Below are 18,428 nucleotides of genomic sequence, written 5' to 3' on the forward strand. Positions count from 1 at the left end.
ACTTAACGTATTTAATACTCAAATCCGATTTGCATATTTATATATTAGTCAAATAATCTGTATTTTTGACTACAAAATTAAATGCGCTTACCCTGTTTCGGGCCCCTAATCCGAATCACACAGCCACTTTGAGTTACTTCTTGATAAACTTTTCTCTCTAGTGGGGGACGTTCGATGTAAAAGTAAGAATCTAGAGGTACGGCGCCATCCGGGTATGACCGAAGATTTTCTATCTGTTGGGTTTGTTCGTGATGTTCTTCAACAAATGAGGTGAATTGGGAAAGTTGAGATGAATCTTCTTCTGTATATGAACCTACAGACAATAACTCAGATGTTTCTGTCTCATTTGCTTCATTGGCGACTGTGTAGTCTTCGCTATGTAATTCCAGATTAAAAGCGCTAAAGCAGAGTTTTACAGTTTTTTGGTCTACATTTGCGCTTAAAGACCATAATTTACTCAAAGTTCTAGAGGAAATATTAATGCGATCGCTCAGTTGTTCTAAACTCAAATGTTCGCCTTTATTTTCTACGATCTCCACTGAAAGAATTGCTTCTTGTAACCGTTTAATTCCAATAGAAGTGAGTACAACTCCTCGTCTCCGCTTAGTTTTATTTTGTTTTATTTTATACATCATAAAACAGAGTTATTATTGAAAATAAAGTACTAGTAAGTAATAATTTTTACATTTTTACACTGCAACTAAAACTGAGGTTAGCAATCTTTGATACAGTTGTATTTGTTTTTCTTATGGAATCCATTGGAGCTTTAACAAGTTACATTACACCATAACAACTTGATAGTAAACAGTTTATGTAAATTATCTGCTTTCCCTACTTTTCCCACTTTTCCCACTTTTCCCACTTTTACTTAGAGGCTATTTATAAAGTAAATCTAAAGGTGAGCAAAAAAGAGTGATTACAACGATAGGATACCTCCTATGTAGTGTATTTACATAGTTGCTCATGACACGGAAGTCTTATCCCACGGACTTAAATGATATGGAGTGGAAAATCCTTGCTCCTCTAATTCCACCAGCCAAGTTAGGCGGACATCCTCTCCTCTTGGGAGACGCTCCGCGAACGCACAACTGATATGCGAGCAGTATGCAATGCAATCTACTATCACTTGAAAACGGCGTGTCAATGGGATATGCTGCCAGGAGATTTTCCACCAAGCTCAACGGTATACAGTTACTACCGGAAATGGCAGCGCAGAAGAATCTGGGAAGAATTAAACCACAGAGTGCGTGACCAAGTTCGGGAAAAATTAGGTAGATCAACACAACCAAGTACGTTAGCAAAGCTCGCCGTAGGCATCGCTGCTGATAGTCAGTCGGTAAAAACGACGGAAAAAAGGGGGATGTGTACGGCAATGATTGCGGTAAAAAGGTCAAAGGGAGAAAGCGGCAGACTTTGGTTGATAGCCAGGGACTTTTGTTGAGAGTAATTGGCAAGTGTTGCAAACGCCCCAGAAAGAGTACTTGCCGCTTACGTTTTGATGGAATTGTTAGAGGAGCATCCAGAATTACTAATGATGTTAGGAACGTGGATTAAATAAAATGCAAAACTTCATCCTGTCTCACGATCCCTCTCCTTGATAAGGAGAGGGATTGAGGGTGAGGTAAACCAGGGAACACCAAACACAATTCCCCTGACTATAATCGCGCTTACTTGGCCCACCAAATCCACCCCGCCAATACTTCAGCGCACCGGAAGTAAAAAACCAATCGAGTGCAGATTTAGCAAGTGACTTGACTTCTTGATCTTGAGCAAAGTCGTAAAGATTTACATAAGTCGTAACAGCGTGTCCCAAGTAGTTTTCCGAATCCCATTCTCCTTGTCTAATTTGGTAGAGAGTGCGAACATTGCGGCGGAAATCCCACCCACTAGAAAAGGATGATGTCAAAACTCGCCAGAATTCAGATTCAGTGTTTGGGGGTGCAAGTTTTACAAGGTTATCTCTTGTCAGTATTCCTTGATTACCTACATTCGTTTCGTAATAAGCTAGATTCGAGTATGAAAGACTTGCAGGAGGCTGTGTATAAATTATGTTAAACCCATATACAGGACGTAATGTCAATAATGATGAACATGGCGCTACTATGATAAATGCTATTAATTGCTTAATTGTCATATTTTACTGCTTCCTTAAAAACACTTTTACAAAATGACTATTCTAATTAATTAAATCAGAATAAATTACCTTAAATTAGAGACACAATATTGCTTTTTAGAATTATCTCAGGCGGAAATTGACAAAATTTGTGGCAATTTTACCAGTCCAAAAATCGCCGTATTATGTGGAGCCTGTGGATAAACGAACTTTTCGCGCGGGGAAATCATTGACATATTTCATCGGAATCTGATATTTAGTTGGCTTCAAGTTATAAAAACTCAAAATTCCTCCGTACAATGCATAACCTGTAAGCTGAATACAATTTTTGCTATACCACTTGAATTTTGCATCCATCCAATACTCCAAACTTTCCCCGGGCATAATTAAAGGAATATCTGACTCTTCTACAAATCTGGTTACATTCCTACCAAAACTTGGTTCCATAGGCTTTCCATGTGGATTTAATATTTCTGGTACAAACTGCGGTATTTCAAATCGATAAGGAGTTGATGAGTTATTAGTAATTCTTACTCCAAATTTAATGGGTGTTTCTTCCCCAAAAATTGGAAGATTATACTTCCGCTCTGACACTAACGTTTCAAAGTAAATTCCATCGACTTCAATTCCACTACTATTGTTTGATTTATCAGGTGTCATACTAGCTACCCTCTCAAGAACAACATCTTCATGCACCGTCAATCCTCTAGGCACATGGCTTAATGTCATTATCTTGAAAAAGAATGATAATTTGTTGTCAAATACAGATTTTTCAGAAATCTTTTTGCTTCATCTCACCAAGGCAATAACATTAATCTTCTCTTAAATGCAGTGCAATCACTTTCTCTAAAAGGTTTATATAAATGTTCTTTGTTTGAGGATTCACAAATGGATAGTAGATGCCTAAATTCAATTTTTCAAGGAGGTAAAACTATTCAGTGCTGTACTTCGGCGCTACAGCTAATTAGAAAGTATTAATCTAAATCTAGGCTCATTTGGCGTATATGATAACCTAATATTTACTGAACTATTAAAACAGCATCTACTGAATTACTAAACCAAACTTTATCAAGTTAATCCAAATTCTAATTTAGACATCTAAGTAACCATCAAGAAAAATAAATTATGTAGGAAAAAATACCCAGCTTTAATATTTTTTTGAAAAAGCTAGCTATCCAAAAATCTTTAATTTCAATTTCATGTAATTATTAGAACATAAGTATGTCCAATCATTAATCAGATATTTTTAGCCTAAGAAATAATATTTGTGGCAATAACCAGGAAGGAATTCCAAAATTCGACAACGTTCTTCTGTCAAGTTAATAATTCGCTTAACTCCTTATCTAATCAGAATGTGAATTCCTTGAAAACATTGAAATATCCACTTTGTCCGACAACTTATCAGGATTTGTGTAAAATGATATTATGCCTTTCCAAATTAAGCTTAAAGAAGAATACAGAATTAATAATCAATTAGTGGAGGACTTAAACCCACATATTTAGAAGTTGTTTGAAAAGTGTTTTGCTGTGAATTTAGGCACTTTTAGATCCCCCTAACCCACGCCAATCGCTCATGGGGGAAACCCCCTCTGAGCGACTGGCTCCCCTTAAAAAGGCTACTGTGTACACATACTTAATTCTGACTGCTGAATTCTTTCTTGTTAAACTTGTCAAGTCTGCTCCCCACGACGATGGTTAGCAGCTTGTAATAACAGAGATTCGGCAAAAGCGATCGCATCACTTGCAGATTTACCACCAGCTAACTGCGCTAGTTCTTCCCGGCGAGTAGTTAAATTATCCAAGGTAGTAACTCTGACAACGGTACGCTGCTCGGTGTTGTCATTGTTGGCTTTTTTACCCTTACCTTGATTGATAGTTTGCTTATCTACGCGAAAATGCCGATCGGCCATGGCCGCAACTAAAGGCTGGTGGGTAACACACAATACTTGGTTGCGTTGACTTAGCTGGTGTAATTTTTCGGCGATCGCTTGGGCTACCCTTCCCGAAACCCCGACATCAATTTCATCAAATACCATTGTCCCAGCCACATCAACCTGAGAAAAACAAGCTTTCAGCGCCAGTAAAAAGCGGCTCATTTCCCCGCCAGAGGCAATTTCCGTTAAAGGTTGCAGTGGTTCTCCAGGATTGGAACTAAACATAAAGGTAATTTTATCTGCTCCGGTGGCAGTTGGAAAAGTAGGCACGATCTCAACCTGAAACTTTACCTTTTCCATTGCTAGGGGCTTGAGTTGAGATATCAAACGTGATTCTAAATTAGCAGCCGCTTTACTCCGCAGTTGAGTTAACTGATTAGTTGCTTGGGTGAGTTTTTCAAAATACGCCTTTTCTTGCTGTTCTAGGTTTTCAATAGATTGTTCGGTGTCGTTAAGTTGGGCTAATTCCCCTTGGATACGTTGGTAATAAGCGATCGCTTCTTTTAGTGTCGGCCCATACTTACGACAAATTTGCTTTAATTCCTGAATCCGTTCTTCCACCTCTTCCAACCTCTGCGGATCGGCTTCCAATCCATCCCCATAAGCATTAATCTGCCTTCCCACTTCCATTACCCCCGCTTGCGCGTCCCGCACCAATTCCAATAGGGGTTGCAGTTGCGTATCATATTCCACCATGTCATTTAATGTCACCTCACTGTCTCCCAATAAATCTGCGGCGGCGGGAGTTTCATTATCGTTTTGATACAAAGCCTGATAAACCTTGTAACTCATTTGTTGCAAATCGACGACATGATTCAGGCGTTCCCGTTCTTGTCCCAACTGTTCCAATTCATTAGGTTCGCACAGATTGGCTGCTCCTAATTCTTGCACTTGATAGGTGAGCAAGTCGAATTGTTGCAACCTTTCCCGTTCTGATGTCCGGCGTTTTTCTAGTGCTAGATGCGCCTGTTGGTAAGTACTAAAACTTGTGGCCACCTTATGGCGTTGCTGCATTAGAGAGTCGCCGCCATATAAATCTAACCAGTCGCGGACTTGGGCAGATTGTCCCACTTGCACCGTTTGACCTTGGGCTGTAATTTCCACCAAGCGATCGCGCATTCCTCCCATAATCTGCCGATTTACCAACACCCCATTCACCCGCGATCGGCTGCGGATATTACTAGTAGTGGCTGTGATTTCTCGGCTAATAACTACGGAGTTTTCATCAAGCAAATCTATTTCTTGTTCGCTCAACCAAGCAGCTAGGGGAGCGTTTGAGGTGAAAGTCGCTTCTACCATCGCCCGACTTGTTCCTGTGCGAATGACTCGACTAGAAACTTTACCGCCCAAAGCAGCATCAATGGCATCCAAAATAATCGATTTTCCAGCGCCGGTTTCACCTGTCAACACATTTAGTCCCGCGCCAAATTCCAATTCCAGTTGGTCAATTAGGGCAAAGTTTTCAATTCGCAGGCAAAGCAACATCAAGCCAAATTCTCCATGAGGGCAGATGCCGGATACTTCTAACTTAAAGGACAATTAATATGATTTTTCAGCAACTAGCAATAGTACTACTATTGAACTAGTATACCCATTTAAGTCTAGCAGACCTATTAGTAGTGGGGAATAGGGAGAGCAGGGGAAATAACCAATGCCCAATGCCCCATTCCCAATTCCTCAACATATTGTTACAATACTTAACGTGATCATTCTGACCGATGGCCTTCTTCATGATTGTTAAGACACTTCCCCCTAGTTCCCGATCGATTCAGGAGGACAGTCGCAACGGCACAAATGGCCGAGGTGAACTGGACGTTATTGATATAGTGCCAGAAAAAAATGGTACACAAGACTTGGTTGTGCCGCAGCTACGCCCGTCGCAGACATCGCCAAGCCTCTTAGCCGCCCAAAAGGTGAGGACAACTGCCCAACCTGAGATGCTTTACGATCCCGTGAGCATAGCGGCGCATTACCAAAACAGAAAAGTGCAAATTGTCCGACGGATTTTCGCCGTGTTGACGCCGACTCTATCCTTTGCTTTTGGGTTGTGGTCGGATAGTAAACGGGGAATTGTCGTCAAAAATGATCGCCGCCGAGCTACTCAGCTACGAGTATTGCTGACCCAACTGGGGCCTGCTTACATCAAAATTGGCCAAGCTTTGTCCACCAGACCGGATCTGGTTCCTCCCGTATATTTAGAAGAATTAACTAAGCTACAAGACCAATTACCGCCTTTTCCCAACGAAATTGCTTACCAGTTTATTAAAGAAGAACTAGGCGCACCTCCAGAAGAGGTTTACGCCGAACTCTCCGCCCAGCCAATTGCTGCGGCTTCATTGGGGCAAGTTTATAAAGGTAAGCTAAAAACTGGTGAAGAAGTCGCCGTTAAAATCCAACGCCCCGACTTAAGAGAGGGGATCACCATTGACTTGTATATCTTGCGTAACCTCGCTGCTTGGGTGCAGAAAAAGGTCAAACGGGTAAGAAGTGACTTAGTTGGGATTCTCGATGAATTAGGCGATCGCATTTTTGAAGAGATGGACTACATCCATGAGGGCGAAAATGCTGAACGATTTTTCGAGTTATACGGTCATATAAAAGACATATATGTACCGAAAATTTACTGGGAATACACCAATCGTCGCGTCTTGACGATGGAGTGGATTAACGGCATCAAATTAACCCAGACAGAAGAAATTAAAGCCCAAGGTATAGATGCTCGTTACTTAATTGAAGTGGGTGTACAGTGTTCCCTGCGCCAATTGCTAGAACACGGTTTTTTCCACGCTGATCCGCACCCTGGTAATTTATTAGCAACACCAGATGGCAAATTGGCTTATCTCGACTTTGGGATGATGAGTGAGATTCAGCCAGCACAGCGTTATGGTTTAATTGAAGCGATCGTCCACGTCGTTAACCGCGACTTTGAAGGATTAGCAAAAGACTACGTTAAGTTAGATTTCTTATCACCAGAAACCGATTTAACACCAATTATCCCAGCTTTTGCGAGAGTCTTTGCTGATGCTGAAGGAGCCAGTGTTGCCGATCTTAATATTAAAAGCATCACCGATGAACTATCGGCTTTGATGTATGAATATCCTTTCCGCGTACCGCCCTACTACGCCTTAATTATTCGCTCCCTGGTGACGCTCGAAGGGATTGCAATATTTATAGATCCCACCTTTAAAGTTCTCAGTGAAGCTTATCCTTACGTTTCTAAACGCCTGTTAACTGATCCAGCACCGCAATTAAGAGCATCATTACAAGATTTGCTATTTAAAGATGGCAGATTTCGCTGGAATCGATTAGAAAACTTGTTACGAAATGCGCGTAATAGTCAAGATTACGACTTTAATTTAGTGCTGAATCAGGGGATAGAATTTCTGTCATCTGAACGCGGTGCTTTCATTCGTGACAAGTTAGTAGATGAATCTGTTAACGGACTTGATGCTTTAGGTAAAAATGTTTTGCATAACTTTACCTCCCTGTTGCGAGAACGGGTAGGATTGACAGCAGTTAATAAAACTGCTGCGGCGACAGTTGAGCAACAACAAACCTTGGAGCATATCAAACATATATTAAGTATTCTCCGAGAAACAAAAGGCTTTGACCCAGTGGAACTTGTACCCCAAATTGCCCAGTTATTGGTAAATTCCGATGTCCAACGTTTGGGTCAACAAGTTGCCAACCGCTTCACGCAAAAAGCTGTCGCCAGATTGATTCGGCAATTATTGGCATCCTAATAAAAGTTATGAGTTAAAGAAAGTTTTTAACTCATAAATTATTCAATCTGCGTAAAGCCTTCTCTTGTCCCTTGGCGCTAGCCTCTCCCTTTGGGAGAAGGGGAGACGCTCTTCGCGTTCGAGAGGCTTCGCCAACGGCATAAGCTGTTCCACAAATAAAAATTGCATATACTGGGCGGGCAAGATGCCTACTCCACAAGAGTTATGTTTAATTCGGTTATGCAAATTAGATGTTTTTTAATTTATCTTCGCTTAGAGCGAGTCCGCGTACTCCCAATACTGTTCGGTTAAGACAAGAGACGCGATAAATCGCCGTCTTTACAATAATCAGTCCTTTGTCCTGACGGCGATTTATCGCGTCTTTGGGATCTATTATTTTCATCAAATAACCTTAACCGAACCTTATTGCGCGTACTCCTTGCCCAGAAGCAAGCTAGCAATAGCATCTCGTAGAGAGCGTCTTTACGAATTACGAATTATTTTAACTTTCCTCTTGCGGATCAACATTTTTCTCACGTTTGAGGCTTTCTTCTAAGGCTTGAATTTGTTCACGACGAGCTTCCAATTCTAAGGAACGTCGCGCTAAGTCTTGGTTTTGCAACGTCAGCGATTGTCGCCAATGTTCTGCTCGTTCGGCTTCCTGCTGCAAAAATTCCGGGGTAATGCCGATAGTGAGGTAGCTTTGTACAAGATGGAGTACCCAGTTGGTGGCGTCTTCTATTCTTTCAATGTCGCCTGTAGAGGAAAGTTCCACTAGAATAAGCAAGTTCTCACTCATAATTTTTCCCTTTCCCAACAGAATAAAAGCCTCTTCGGGAATTATCGCCCACAAGTTATCAGCTTCTTGACGCGCCAACAAGCGTAACTGGTGCTGGTCTAAAAAATCGTTTTTACGCACCTGGGCTAGATATCGCATGAGGGTCGCTTCGCTCCAATTCAAAATTCAAAATTAATAAAAAAATTAATAAAAAAATAAGTGCCAGAATTGATATTTGGATCTTGTTAATTGGTAATGGGTAATTGGGAATTATTGACACTCCCATTACCCATTACAGTTATCCTAAGCCACGCAGGCGATGCCTACGGCAAGGACTGAAGGCGATCGCGCAAAATTTCTGCTTGTTTCTGTGCTTCTGCTAAGGCGTCCCGTGCTCCCTGTACTACGTCTGCTCTAGCTCTATCCACAAAACTAGGATTGTTTAATCTGGTACTCAGGGATTGAACTTCCGCTTCAGCTTTGCTCAAGCTTTTCTCTAGTTTCGCACGCACAACTTCAATATCCACTACGCCGCTCAGAGGAATTAGCACCTGTATTGTACCAATCACACCAGCGATCGCATTTTCTGATTCTTGTGGTTCTTCTAATTCTCTCTGCGGAAAAAATCGGCTCCATAACCTAAGTCTGGCTTCAGCAGTTAGTAAATTTTGGCTAACAAACCAAGCTGTGTAACCAAAACCAACTATTTCAAAGAAAGTTCCGACAATGGGAGTGTCATCAATGGCATTTCCCACAGCTAAACCCAATTTACCAAAGACAATCGCCACAATAATTAAACCAATTGTCTTCAAACCCCTTTGAGGTTTTTTAGCTGCAACAGTTTGGTTTTCTTGCTTGTCAGTAATGGTTAAAGTCTCAACTTTCGCCAAATCTTTAATGTAATCTTGTCCAGCAGTAAGAATTTCCCGCTCCTTCTCGCTTTGGGTTTGCAAATTCGCTGTTACTTTTACCCCTGGTTTAATATCCGCCTCAGCCCGCAAATTCCGAATTGTGCGGATAGTGCCAATCAGCAATTCAAACTGTTCTTCTAATGCTGAATCAATCAAGTTTGCATCCACCTGGGGATAGATTTGTAATGGTAAAGTTTGCGGTGAATCTGCTGGTTGTTGCGTGAGAGTCTGCCAAATTTCCTCGGTAATATGCGGCATGAAGGGATGAAGTAATTTCAAAATTCCTTCCAGCACGTAGGCGAGGGTTTGCTGTGCTACCCGCCGCGATACCGGGTCTGCATCTGGCTGAAGGCGAGATTTAACCAGTTCAATATACTGATCGCAGAAATCACCCCAAATGAATTCGTAGAGTCCTTTTGCTGCTTCCCCCAAACCGTAATTATCGATGTAATTGGTGGTTTGTTTAACAACTTGATGATACCGCGAGAGAATCCAGCGATCGCTCAATTCTATAGCTACTGGGTTCCCCAATTGTTGCGGCGTTTGTCCATCCAAATTCATCATCACAAACCGGGCAGCATTCCACAACTTATTAGTAAAGTTGCGAGACGCCTCCACCGATGCTGATTCATCCTTTTTGCGATCGTATTCCAATCTGATATTTTGACCCGCACCAGCCACTTCCCTAATTAGGGTATACCGTAGGGCATCAGTACCATATTTGTCAATTAATAACAACGGGTCAATCCCATTACCTTTGCTCTTAGACATCTTCTGACCTTTTTCATCCAGCACCAAGCCGTGGATGTAAACCGTTTGGAAAGGCATTTGTCCCGTCAAATGCCCAGCCATCATGGTCATTCTGGCTACCCAGAAAAAGATGATATCAAAGCCTGTTACCAAAGTGGTAGTCGGGTAGTAAGTTGCTAAATCCTGAGTTTGTTCCGGCCAGCCTAAAGTCGAAAACGGCCAAAGTCCAGAAGAAAACCAAGTATCTAACACATCTGGGTCTTGTTCTAAATTGACATTTTCACCAAATTGCGCTTTAGCTTTCTGCCAAGCTTCAGTTTCCGATTTTGCCACTATAAACGGCGTGTTATCAGTAATTTGCCCATCCGTTTCACTGACAGCGTACCAAGCAGGAATTCGGTGTCCCCACCATAATTGGCGAGAGATACACCAATCAGTGAGTTTTACTAGCCAATCACGATAGACCTTAGTCCAGCGTTGGGGGACAAACTCTGGAGAAGTTTGCTGGTCGAGGAATTCGAGAGTTTTGTCAGCGAGGGGGCGAATTTTGACGAACCACTGAGTTGAAAGAAGGGGTTCAATAGGTACTTTACCGCGATCGCTGTAGGGAACGGTATGCTTATAATCTTCTATCTTCACCAAAAAGCCATCTGCTTGTAGGCGAGAAACCACATTCTTTCTAGCAACAAAGCGGTCTTGTCCTTGAAATTCCCCAGCATTGCCGTTGAGAGTGCCGTCTTTGTTCATAATGTTGATTAACGGCAGATTGTGACGCTTACCCATGTCAAAATCGTTGGGGTCATGGGCGGGAGTCACCTTTACGCAACCTGTGCCGAAAGTGGGATCAACAAATTCATCGCCAATGATCGGAATTTCTCGTTGTAGAATGGGCAGAGTTAAAGTTTTGCCGATGAGATGTTTGTAGCGATCGTCATTAGGATTAACTGCTACAGCCGTATCGCCCAGCATCGTTTCTGGTCGAGTTGTCGCCACCTCTACAAAACCGGAACGATCCGTAAGAGGATAGCGGAAGTACCAGAGATTCCCATTAACCTCTTGATTTTCCACTTCCACGTCAGACACAGCCGACTGAGAAGCTGGACACCAGTTAACTAAATATTCACCACGATAAATTAACCCTTCTTCGTAAAGACGAGTAAACGCCTCCACAACAGCTTTAGATAAACCCTCATCCAGGGTAAACCTTTCCCGTGACCAGTCCACCGAGACACCCAAGCGCCGTAGCTGATTCAGAATCGTTCCCTCAGACTCCGCTTTCCATTGCCAAGCGCGTTCTAGGAACTTCTCGCGCCCCAACTCGTAGCGAGTCTTACCCTCTGTCTTGAGTTGCCTTTCCAGCATAGTATGGACAGCAATGCTGGCGTGGTCAGTTCCGGGTAGCCACAGGGTATTGCGCCCCTGCATTCGGTGGTAGCGCACGAGGGTATCAATCAACGCACTTTCAAAAGCGTGACCCATGTGTAAGCTGCCAGTGACATTCGGGGGAGGAATGACGATGCAGTAGGGTTCGCCACCTTTGTTGGGGTCAGCTTTGTAAACTTGGTTGTCTTCCCAGAATTTTTGCCACTTGGCTTCAGTGGAAAAGGGGTCGTAGAGACTGGGAAGATTGGGAATGGTTGCGGTCATGCGGGGCAAACTAAGAATGGAAGGACTCTAATAAATTTTGCCACAGGGTTGGAGAGGGATTGATGGAAACGAACCACGAAGGCGCGAAGTACGCGAAGGAAGAGGAAAGAAGGATGAGGCAGCTCGGTGATGAGCCGGAGCAGCTAGCGTATGCTGTGATTGGTGCAGCGATTGAGGTACATAGGATATTGGGTCCAGGGTTTTTGGAGGAGGTGTATCACAAGGCGCTGAAACTGGAATTTCTAATGCGTGGGATACCTCATAAGTCTAAGCATCCAGTAGCAGTGGAATATAAAGGGCATCCCGTTGGCGAGGGACAATTAGATTTTCTCGTTGGCAATATTGTAGTTGTTGAATTAAAAGCCGTTCAAAACCTAGCTCCCATCCACGAAGCTCAAGTAATCTCCTACCTCAGAATGACCAAACACCCCCTTGCCATTCTCATCAACTTTAATGTCCCCATCCTTAAACAGGGCATCAAACGCATTATCCTCTCTTCTTAACTCTTCCTTCTCTTCTTAACTCTTCTTAACTCTTCCTTCGCGTACTTCGCGCCTTCGCGGTTCGTTCTCCAAGTGCAGATGTACGCACAAAATTCCTTGAATTACCTCTTGTACAGCTTCTTTACTTAAGCTGCCATCTACCCGAACAATTCGTGAGGGATAGGATGTTGCTAAATGTGCATATCCTTGTTGAACGCGCCGATGAAAAGCGATTGTCTCCTGTTCAATCCGGTCTAGTCCTACTTTGCTTTCTAGTTTACGGGAGAGTCCCACCTCGACATCGACATCTAGCCAAATAGTTAGGTCACTTTCTAAGCCAGCAGTAGCAATATAGTTAAGCTGATTGATTAAACTCATGTTAAGACCCCGACCATATCCTTGGTAGGCAATGGTAGAGTCGGTGTAGCGATCGCATAAAATATATTTCCCTGCTGCAAGATTTGGTTTGAGTTCTTGTTCAACGTGTTGCGATCGGTCAGCAGCATACAACAAAAGTTCTGTCACTTCTGCAACTGGTTTATCCTCTGCCTTTTCTAGTAGCAAGCGGCGAAGATGTAAGCCTAACTCTGTTCCTCCTGGTTCACGAGTTACAACTACAGAAAGACTCAGACTTTCCAACCACTCAGAACAAAGCTGCATTTGGCTGGTTTTACCACAGCCTTCTACCCCTTCAAATACAATTAATTTGCCACTCATGCTTTTTTATCAGAAGAATTCAGGAGTCAGAATTAATTCTGTACGAGATTCTTGAGTTTTAACGTTTAATTCCCTTAAACCGTTTTTGCGCCACTTGAAATGCTTGTTGCATCACCAATTGAATTTTCTGGGGATCGGGTTTCTTACCTCCCATTAAATCACCAAAGTAAACACAGGCTGCTTCCCCTAGTGCCCATGTATAGGCGGCTGCCCAAGAAGCTGCGATCGCACTACCAAAACCTGGTATAAATTTAATTAACTCCCGTGCAATTGCCTGTGCTAAAAAACCACCTGCGATCGCACTCACAACGCCTCCCGCCTGAGATGGAGTAATTGTCTGCCCATATAATTTACCCAACAAACCCACCATTGATACTTGCAATGCAGTGAGTACGGGCATTGTGGCAAATGGCAGAGGTACAGCCGCGAGGGTGGCAGACATAATCGCAAATGGCAAAATATAACGGCGGGCAGCATCTCGGTAAAGGTTGCCAATTTGCTTCCCAGCTTCTTCTCGATCTAATAGCTGATAAATCGCCTGCGCTTCTGCTTGTGGGAGTAGTTCTGCCAAGGAATCTCGCAGTGCTTCTAAGCCATAAAATACCGGAGTGTAGCCATCTTCTTCTAAGGTAAAGTCAATTAGTACAGAGTGGTTAGTTATTCCGACGAAGGCTTGCTGCATTGCGGCAAATGCGCGGTTGACTTCCTGATCATCTGGCGGATAGGTGGGATGATCGATGGTATCGGCAGGATAAACCTCATGCAAGCAGGTAACTACCAACAGACAGGGAATGTCTGGATATCGCTGGCGCAACTGTTGAGCAATTTGTCGTAGCGTTTCAGTTGCAAAATCATTAATTTTGACGGTCAAAAGCAGGATTCTGGCGGAACGAGTTTCCTGTTGTAAATCGCCAACTAACTCCTGAATGATTACTTGAGTATCTTGTTTAACATCACCCAGTCCTACCGTATCAGTAAAGATCAGTAACGGCAGGTCATTGGAAGGATAGGCATAGCGCTGGGTGTGTTGCGTGTGGGGACGAAATCCCTGACCGACAATTTCGGCAGAAACTCCCGTCAATCCCCGGACAATAGAACTTTTTCCGGCTTGGGGTTTACCAATGAGCAGCGCTTCTGTAGTTGGTAGTTCGGCTCGGATTTTCTCTAAAATCTCTGCAACCTGAGCCTCGCTCACACTAAACCATTCAACAACCGTCTGTGCCAGTTGTTCTACGGGTAAGAGTTGCGTTAGACGTGTTGTTGCGTTGTTCCAGACACCACCAATGCGGTTTTTCCAGGAATTATCGACCGACTTGGTAGTTGCTCCATCGGTCGGTTCACTCAATTGCTGAGAATCAGTTGACGGTGAGTCAGCATCACGTTGCTCAGTCATTTCCATCCAAACGGTAGATAGCTGTCTTTAATTTATTGACATCCCCTCGGTTGGAAACCGAAGGATTCTAAACTGATGTTGCTAGGCTGGAGTTTTTCATCCTGTATTTTACCACGAAACACTGATAGTGTTAGGACAAGTCAAAGTTGATTCTAAATCAAATGAAATTTCCAATTTATCGGATAGGTAATTCAATCACAAACTCGGTGCCGTCCCTTTCTGTTGAATGGAAACTTAACTTGCCGCGATGATTGTTAACTACAATTTGGTAAGCAATTGATAAACCTAGTCCTGTTCCTTTACCGATGGTTTTTGTGGTGTAGAAAGCATCGAATATTTTTGTCCGGTCTGCTTCGCTGATTCCTGAGCCATTGTCGGCAATTCGGAGAATAACTCGTTCTCCAATTGACTCAGTTTGAATCCGAATCACACCAGGATATTGGGAAATTTCCTCAAAGTCTTGATTTTTTTGGTTTTCTTCAATTGCATCGATCGCATTGCAAATTATATTCATAAATACCTGATTTATTTCGCTTGGATAGCACTCAATAGGTGGCAATTCTCCATATTCTTTGATTAGTTGGATTGTCGGACGATGAGCATTTGCTTTGAGTCGATGACCGAGAATGAGTAGCGTGCTTTCTAGACCTTCATGCAGGTTAGCCAGTTTATTGCCTTCTTCTCTGTGACGAGAGAAGTTATTCAACGATGACACAATTTCTATAACGCGATCTGTACCAACTTGCATGGATTGAATAATTTTAGATAGATCATTTAATAAAAAGCTGATATCTTTTGTTTTAATAGCATTTTGAATTTCAACAGGTGGGTCGGGCAGATACTTTTGATATAGCTTGAGTAAATCAACAATCTCCTGAACATACTCTTCTACAAAATTTAAATTACCAGCTATAAAATTTATCGGATTATTCACCTCATGGGCAATTCCTGCGGTCAGATGGCCTAACGCTGCTACCTTTTCTGCTTGGATTAGTTGGGTTTGAGCCTGTTGTAATTCGGCGTTTTTGGCAATCAAACTTTTCGTCAAATTTCTCAGCTTCAGTTGTTGCTCTATTCGCACGAAGACCTCTTCATACTGAAAAGGTTTGGTAATGTAATCTACGGCTCCCAATTGCAATCCTTTAACTTTATCAGCAGTATCTGAAAGAGCAGTCATAAAAATGATTGGAATATCTTGGATACGAGGATCGCTTTTTAGGTGTTTACAAGTTTCAAACCCATCCATACCCGGCATCATCACATCAAGCAAAATTAAATCAGGTAAATGATCTGTGTCTAATTTTTGAATGGCTTTTTCACCACTACGAGTCGCCCAAACTTCAAAGTTAGACTGATCCAAAAAGCTCGATAAAACTTCTAAGTTGGCAAGGTGATCGTCAACGACTAAAATAATTTCTCTAGCCGGATCGCAATTCCGGGAATTATTTTGGTTGCGTATTGTCGCGCTCATGGTGTTTTTACCTCATATTGAGTCAAGAATTGGAGGATTAAATCTTCGTCAAACTGCCTCGCTAGTTGCCGCAATTGGTTAGCAAAGGGAGTGAGGTTTATGTCTGTTTCCTCTAGTTTATCGGCCAATTTGAGGATGGCATTGAAGTTACCTTTACTGGCTAAGGTCAGCAGTTCTCGCAATACATCGGGGGAAGGAGAAATCAATTTATCTGATGGGCTATCACTTGTTGTCGTCGAAGAGTTGATTCTTTGTTCCTCAGACTGAGACTGCTGGTAAATCCATGCCAAACCTAAGTTGAACTTTAATTGATGCAGTAATTCATCTACTTGTACAGGTTTGTTTAAAAAGGTGTCACCTCCTGCTTCCAGACTGCGATGTTGGTCAGTTTCAAAGACACTAGCGGAAGAGACGATAATCTTGACATCTGCGATATCTGGGGTATAACGCAGGTGTTGAATCAATTCAAACCCATCCATTTCTGGCATGAACAAATCTGTAATCATCAGGTCTGGTTTAAGAGCGATCGCTTTTTCTAATCCTTCTTTACCGTTGATAGCTTCAACCACATTAAAACCCAGTGGTTGCAGTAAGTTTGTAATTACTGTGCGATTCTCCCAGCGATCGTCTACCATCAGGATAGTGCGCGGGCTACCTTCAAAGCCAATGATTTGTCTCTTTGATGCAGCCATCGCAGACTGCACCCATTGGCTGGCTTCGGCGATCGCAATCTCAAACCAGAAAGTACTACCCTGACCGATCTGACTCTTAAGATGGATATCGCTATCCATCATCTGTACCAACTGCTGAGTAATAGCTAAACCCAACCCCGTCCCTTCGGTCTGACGCTTTTTCTCACCTACTTGTTCAAATGGCAAAAAAATCTTGCCCAACTCGCTTGGATTTATCCCAATTCCGGTATCTTCTACACTCAAGCGAATGCGATATTTCACCGTCTTCCCATCACCAGGAAGTTGCTCGATTACCTCAACCTTGAAAGTAACTTTACCCTCATCCGTAAATTTGATCGCGTTCCCCACCAGATTCAAGAGAACTTGACGTAACCTTTTGACATCGACATGAACCCCAGTCGGCAAGTCGATCGCGGGTTCATAGACAAACAAAATGCCCTTTTGTTCTGCCCGAATCTGGCAAATTTCCGCGATTCCCTGTAAAAAAGACGGGAAATGCACATCATGAGGATGCAGTTCCAATTTTCGCGCTTCAATTTTAGAAAGATCCAAAATGTCATTGATTAAAGTCAGCAGATGAGAGCCACACTGTTCAATGAGGTTTACATGATATTGCTGTTGCTTAGGCAAATCTTGGGAACGCAGCAAAATTTGAGCGCAACCTAAAATACCATTCAAGGGCGTTCGCAGTTCATGGCTCATGTTGGCTAAAAATTCGCTTTTAGCATGGTTTGCGGTATCAGCCGCCGCTTTGGACTTTTTAAGTTGAACCTGTTCAAACGCTTGCACCCTCCACAAGACAGTGATCATCATCACTGTTAGTCCGCCCAGAATTAGGGCGATAAAATCGAGGAATTGCAGTCGAGATTCAATATTTTGGCGGGGAATCACCAAAGCTACAGACCAATTAGCTTCTCGCAACGGCACATAGGCAACATACTTTTTGGTGCCGTCAATTTCCATCAACTGAATTCCCTGTTGTTTATTTACCATCTGCTGTGCGATCGCATTTAAATTGCGATCTGGAATTTTCAGCAGGCTGGGTGCAGGTTTTTCTAGCGTTGACATGAAACTTGAGTTAGGATGCACGATCGCTTTTCCTTGAGAATTCAAAGCAAATGCATAGCTGTTTTTGCCGTAGCGCAGCGAGTTGACAACTTCAACAATGTGATCGACTTTAACGTTGCCGTTGAAGACACCAATTGGTGAACGACTCTGAGAAGAATTTGACCAAATTGGGGTGGCGATCGCAATTAAAGGAATACCTGTGGAACGGCTGATGAAAGGATCGGAAATGTTGCTTTTTCCGGCTAGTGCTTTTTGAAAGTAGTCTCGATCCTTAATATTCTTATTTGACCGACCAACCATAGTATTAAAATAGGAACCATCCGGGGTAGCTATTTGGAAAACGAAAAATTCATTGATCCGGCCAACTTCTGACTTTAAATAGGGTTCTGCTACAGACCAGTCTAAGGAGCGTATAGTTGAAGTCTGAGCAAGGGTTTGCACCTCCACTTTGCGAACATGCAACCACTCCTCAATTTCATCAACCCCTCTTTGTACTTCTAAAAAAGCTCTTCCTCTCAACTCTTCTAGGGTTATTTTCCGAGCAGCTTCATAGCTAAAATAAGCAGAAATACTCACAATAAGAGTAGTGCCGCCGACAAGAAATCGGATCAGCAAACTGTGCGAGGAATGCATTTTGGCATCAGATGGGCTGGAGTTGGCTCTGATCAAATATTCCTTCCTTAAACAATTGGTTCGCTAAGTAGAAAAAGGGACTATATTTAGATTGCCCAAAAAATTATTGATAATCGC

General features: G+C 42.7%; 10 protein-coding genes and 3 pseudogenes. 3 read left to right on the forward strand and 10 right to left on the reverse strand.

What is annotated here, in order from left to right:
• Window positions 1-92: 92 nt before the first annotated feature.
• A pseudogene (locus V7K31_RS16705) lies at window positions 93-632 on the reverse strand (AAA-like domain-containing protein); the annotation flags it as partial.
• A 331-nt stretch (window positions 633-963) separates the two neighbouring features.
• On the opposite strand from V7K31_RS16705, the pseudogene V7K31_RS16710 reads away from it, so the two are divergent.
• A pseudogene (locus V7K31_RS16710) lies at window positions 964-1,531 on the forward strand (IS5 family transposase); the annotation flags it as partial.
• A 96-nt stretch (window positions 1,532-1,627) separates the two neighbouring features.
• On the opposite strand, the pseudogene V7K31_RS16715 reads toward V7K31_RS16710, so the two are convergent.
• The 3 genes and pseudogenes from V7K31_RS16715 to recN form a co-directional block, all read right to left on the reverse strand.
• Window positions 1,628-1,870: pseudogene (locus V7K31_RS16715) on the reverse strand (hypothetical protein); the annotation flags it as partial.
• A 426-nt stretch (window positions 1,871-2,296) separates the two neighbouring features.
• Window positions 2,297-2,842: a hypothetical protein gene (locus V7K31_RS16720; protein ID WP_335095464.1), complete on the reverse strand. Its 546-nt coding sequence runs from the start codon at window positions 2,840-2,842 to the stop codon at window positions 2,297-2,299.
• Window positions 2,843-3,783: 941 nt separating this feature from the next.
• The gene (gene recN, locus V7K31_RS16725) at window positions 3,784-5,532 is read right to left on the reverse strand and encodes a DNA repair protein RecN (RefSeq protein WP_335095592.1); all 1,749 of its coding nucleotides are present in this window, start codon (window positions 5,530-5,532) and stop codon (window positions 3,784-3,786) included.
• A 245-nt stretch (window positions 5,533-5,777) separates the two neighbouring features.
• Here recN and V7K31_RS16730 point away from each other — a divergent pair, with 245 nt between their 5' ends.
• A complete protein-coding gene (locus V7K31_RS16730; RefSeq protein ID WP_335095465.1) occupies window positions 5,778-7,790 on the forward strand; it encodes an ABC1 kinase family protein in 2,013 nt (670 codons plus the stop codon).
• A gap of 481 nt (window positions 7,791-8,271) precedes the next feature.
• Here V7K31_RS16730 and V7K31_RS16735 read toward each other — a convergent pair whose 3' ends face one another.
• Together V7K31_RS16735 and V7K31_RS16740 are read right to left on the reverse strand one after the other, a co-directional pair.
• On the reverse strand, window positions 8,272-8,706 hold the full coding sequence (locus V7K31_RS16735; RefSeq protein WP_335095467.1) for a hypothetical protein: 435 nt from the start codon (window positions 8,704-8,706) through the stop codon (window positions 8,272-8,274).
• Between the two features lie 164 nt (window positions 8,707-8,870).
• Window positions 8,871-11,855 (reverse strand): valine--tRNA ligase, encoded by a 2,985-nt coding sequence (locus V7K31_RS16740; RefSeq protein WP_335095468.1) that lies wholly within the window; start codon window positions 11,853-11,855, stop codon window positions 8,871-8,873.
• Between the two features lie 62 nt (window positions 11,856-11,917).
• On the opposite strand from V7K31_RS16740, the gene V7K31_RS16745 reads away from it, so the two are divergent.
• Complete coding sequence (locus tag V7K31_RS16745) at window positions 11,918-12,358, forward strand: GxxExxY protein (RefSeq protein WP_442941300.1); 441 nt, start codon at window positions 11,918-11,920, stop codon at window positions 12,356-12,358.
• Between the two features lie 15 nt (window positions 12,359-12,373).
• On the opposite strand, the gene tmk is transcribed toward V7K31_RS16745, so the two are convergent.
• From tmk to V7K31_RS16765, 4 genes are all read right to left on the reverse strand, one after another.
• Window positions 12,374-13,054: a dTMP kinase gene (tmk, locus tag V7K31_RS16750; protein WP_335095472.1), complete on the reverse strand. Its 681-nt coding sequence runs from the start codon at window positions 13,052-13,054 to the stop codon at window positions 12,374-12,376.
• 58 nt (window positions 13,055-13,112) lie between these two features.
• Window positions 13,113-14,447, reverse strand: coding sequence for a GTPase family protein (locus V7K31_RS16755; protein WP_335095473.1), 1,335 nt, complete (start codon window positions 14,445-14,447; stop codon window positions 13,113-13,115).
• 175 nt (window positions 14,448-14,622) lie between these two features.
• Window positions 14,623-15,918, reverse strand: coding sequence for a sensor histidine kinase (locus V7K31_RS16760; protein WP_335095474.1), 1,296 nt, complete (start codon window positions 15,916-15,918; stop codon window positions 14,623-14,625).
• Entirely contained in the window at window positions 15,915-18,347 is a 2,433-nt protein-coding gene (locus V7K31_RS16765; RefSeq protein ID WP_335095476.1) for a hybrid sensor histidine kinase/response regulator, read from the reverse strand. The genes V7K31_RS16760 and V7K31_RS16765 overlap by 4 nt, the downstream gene beginning before the upstream one ends.
• Between the last annotated feature and the right edge of the window lie 81 nt (window positions 18,348-18,428).

The organism is Nostoc sp. (assembly GCF_036917675.1).
GTDB lineage: Bacteria > Cyanobacteriota > Cyanobacteriia > Cyanobacteriales > Nostocaceae > Nostoc.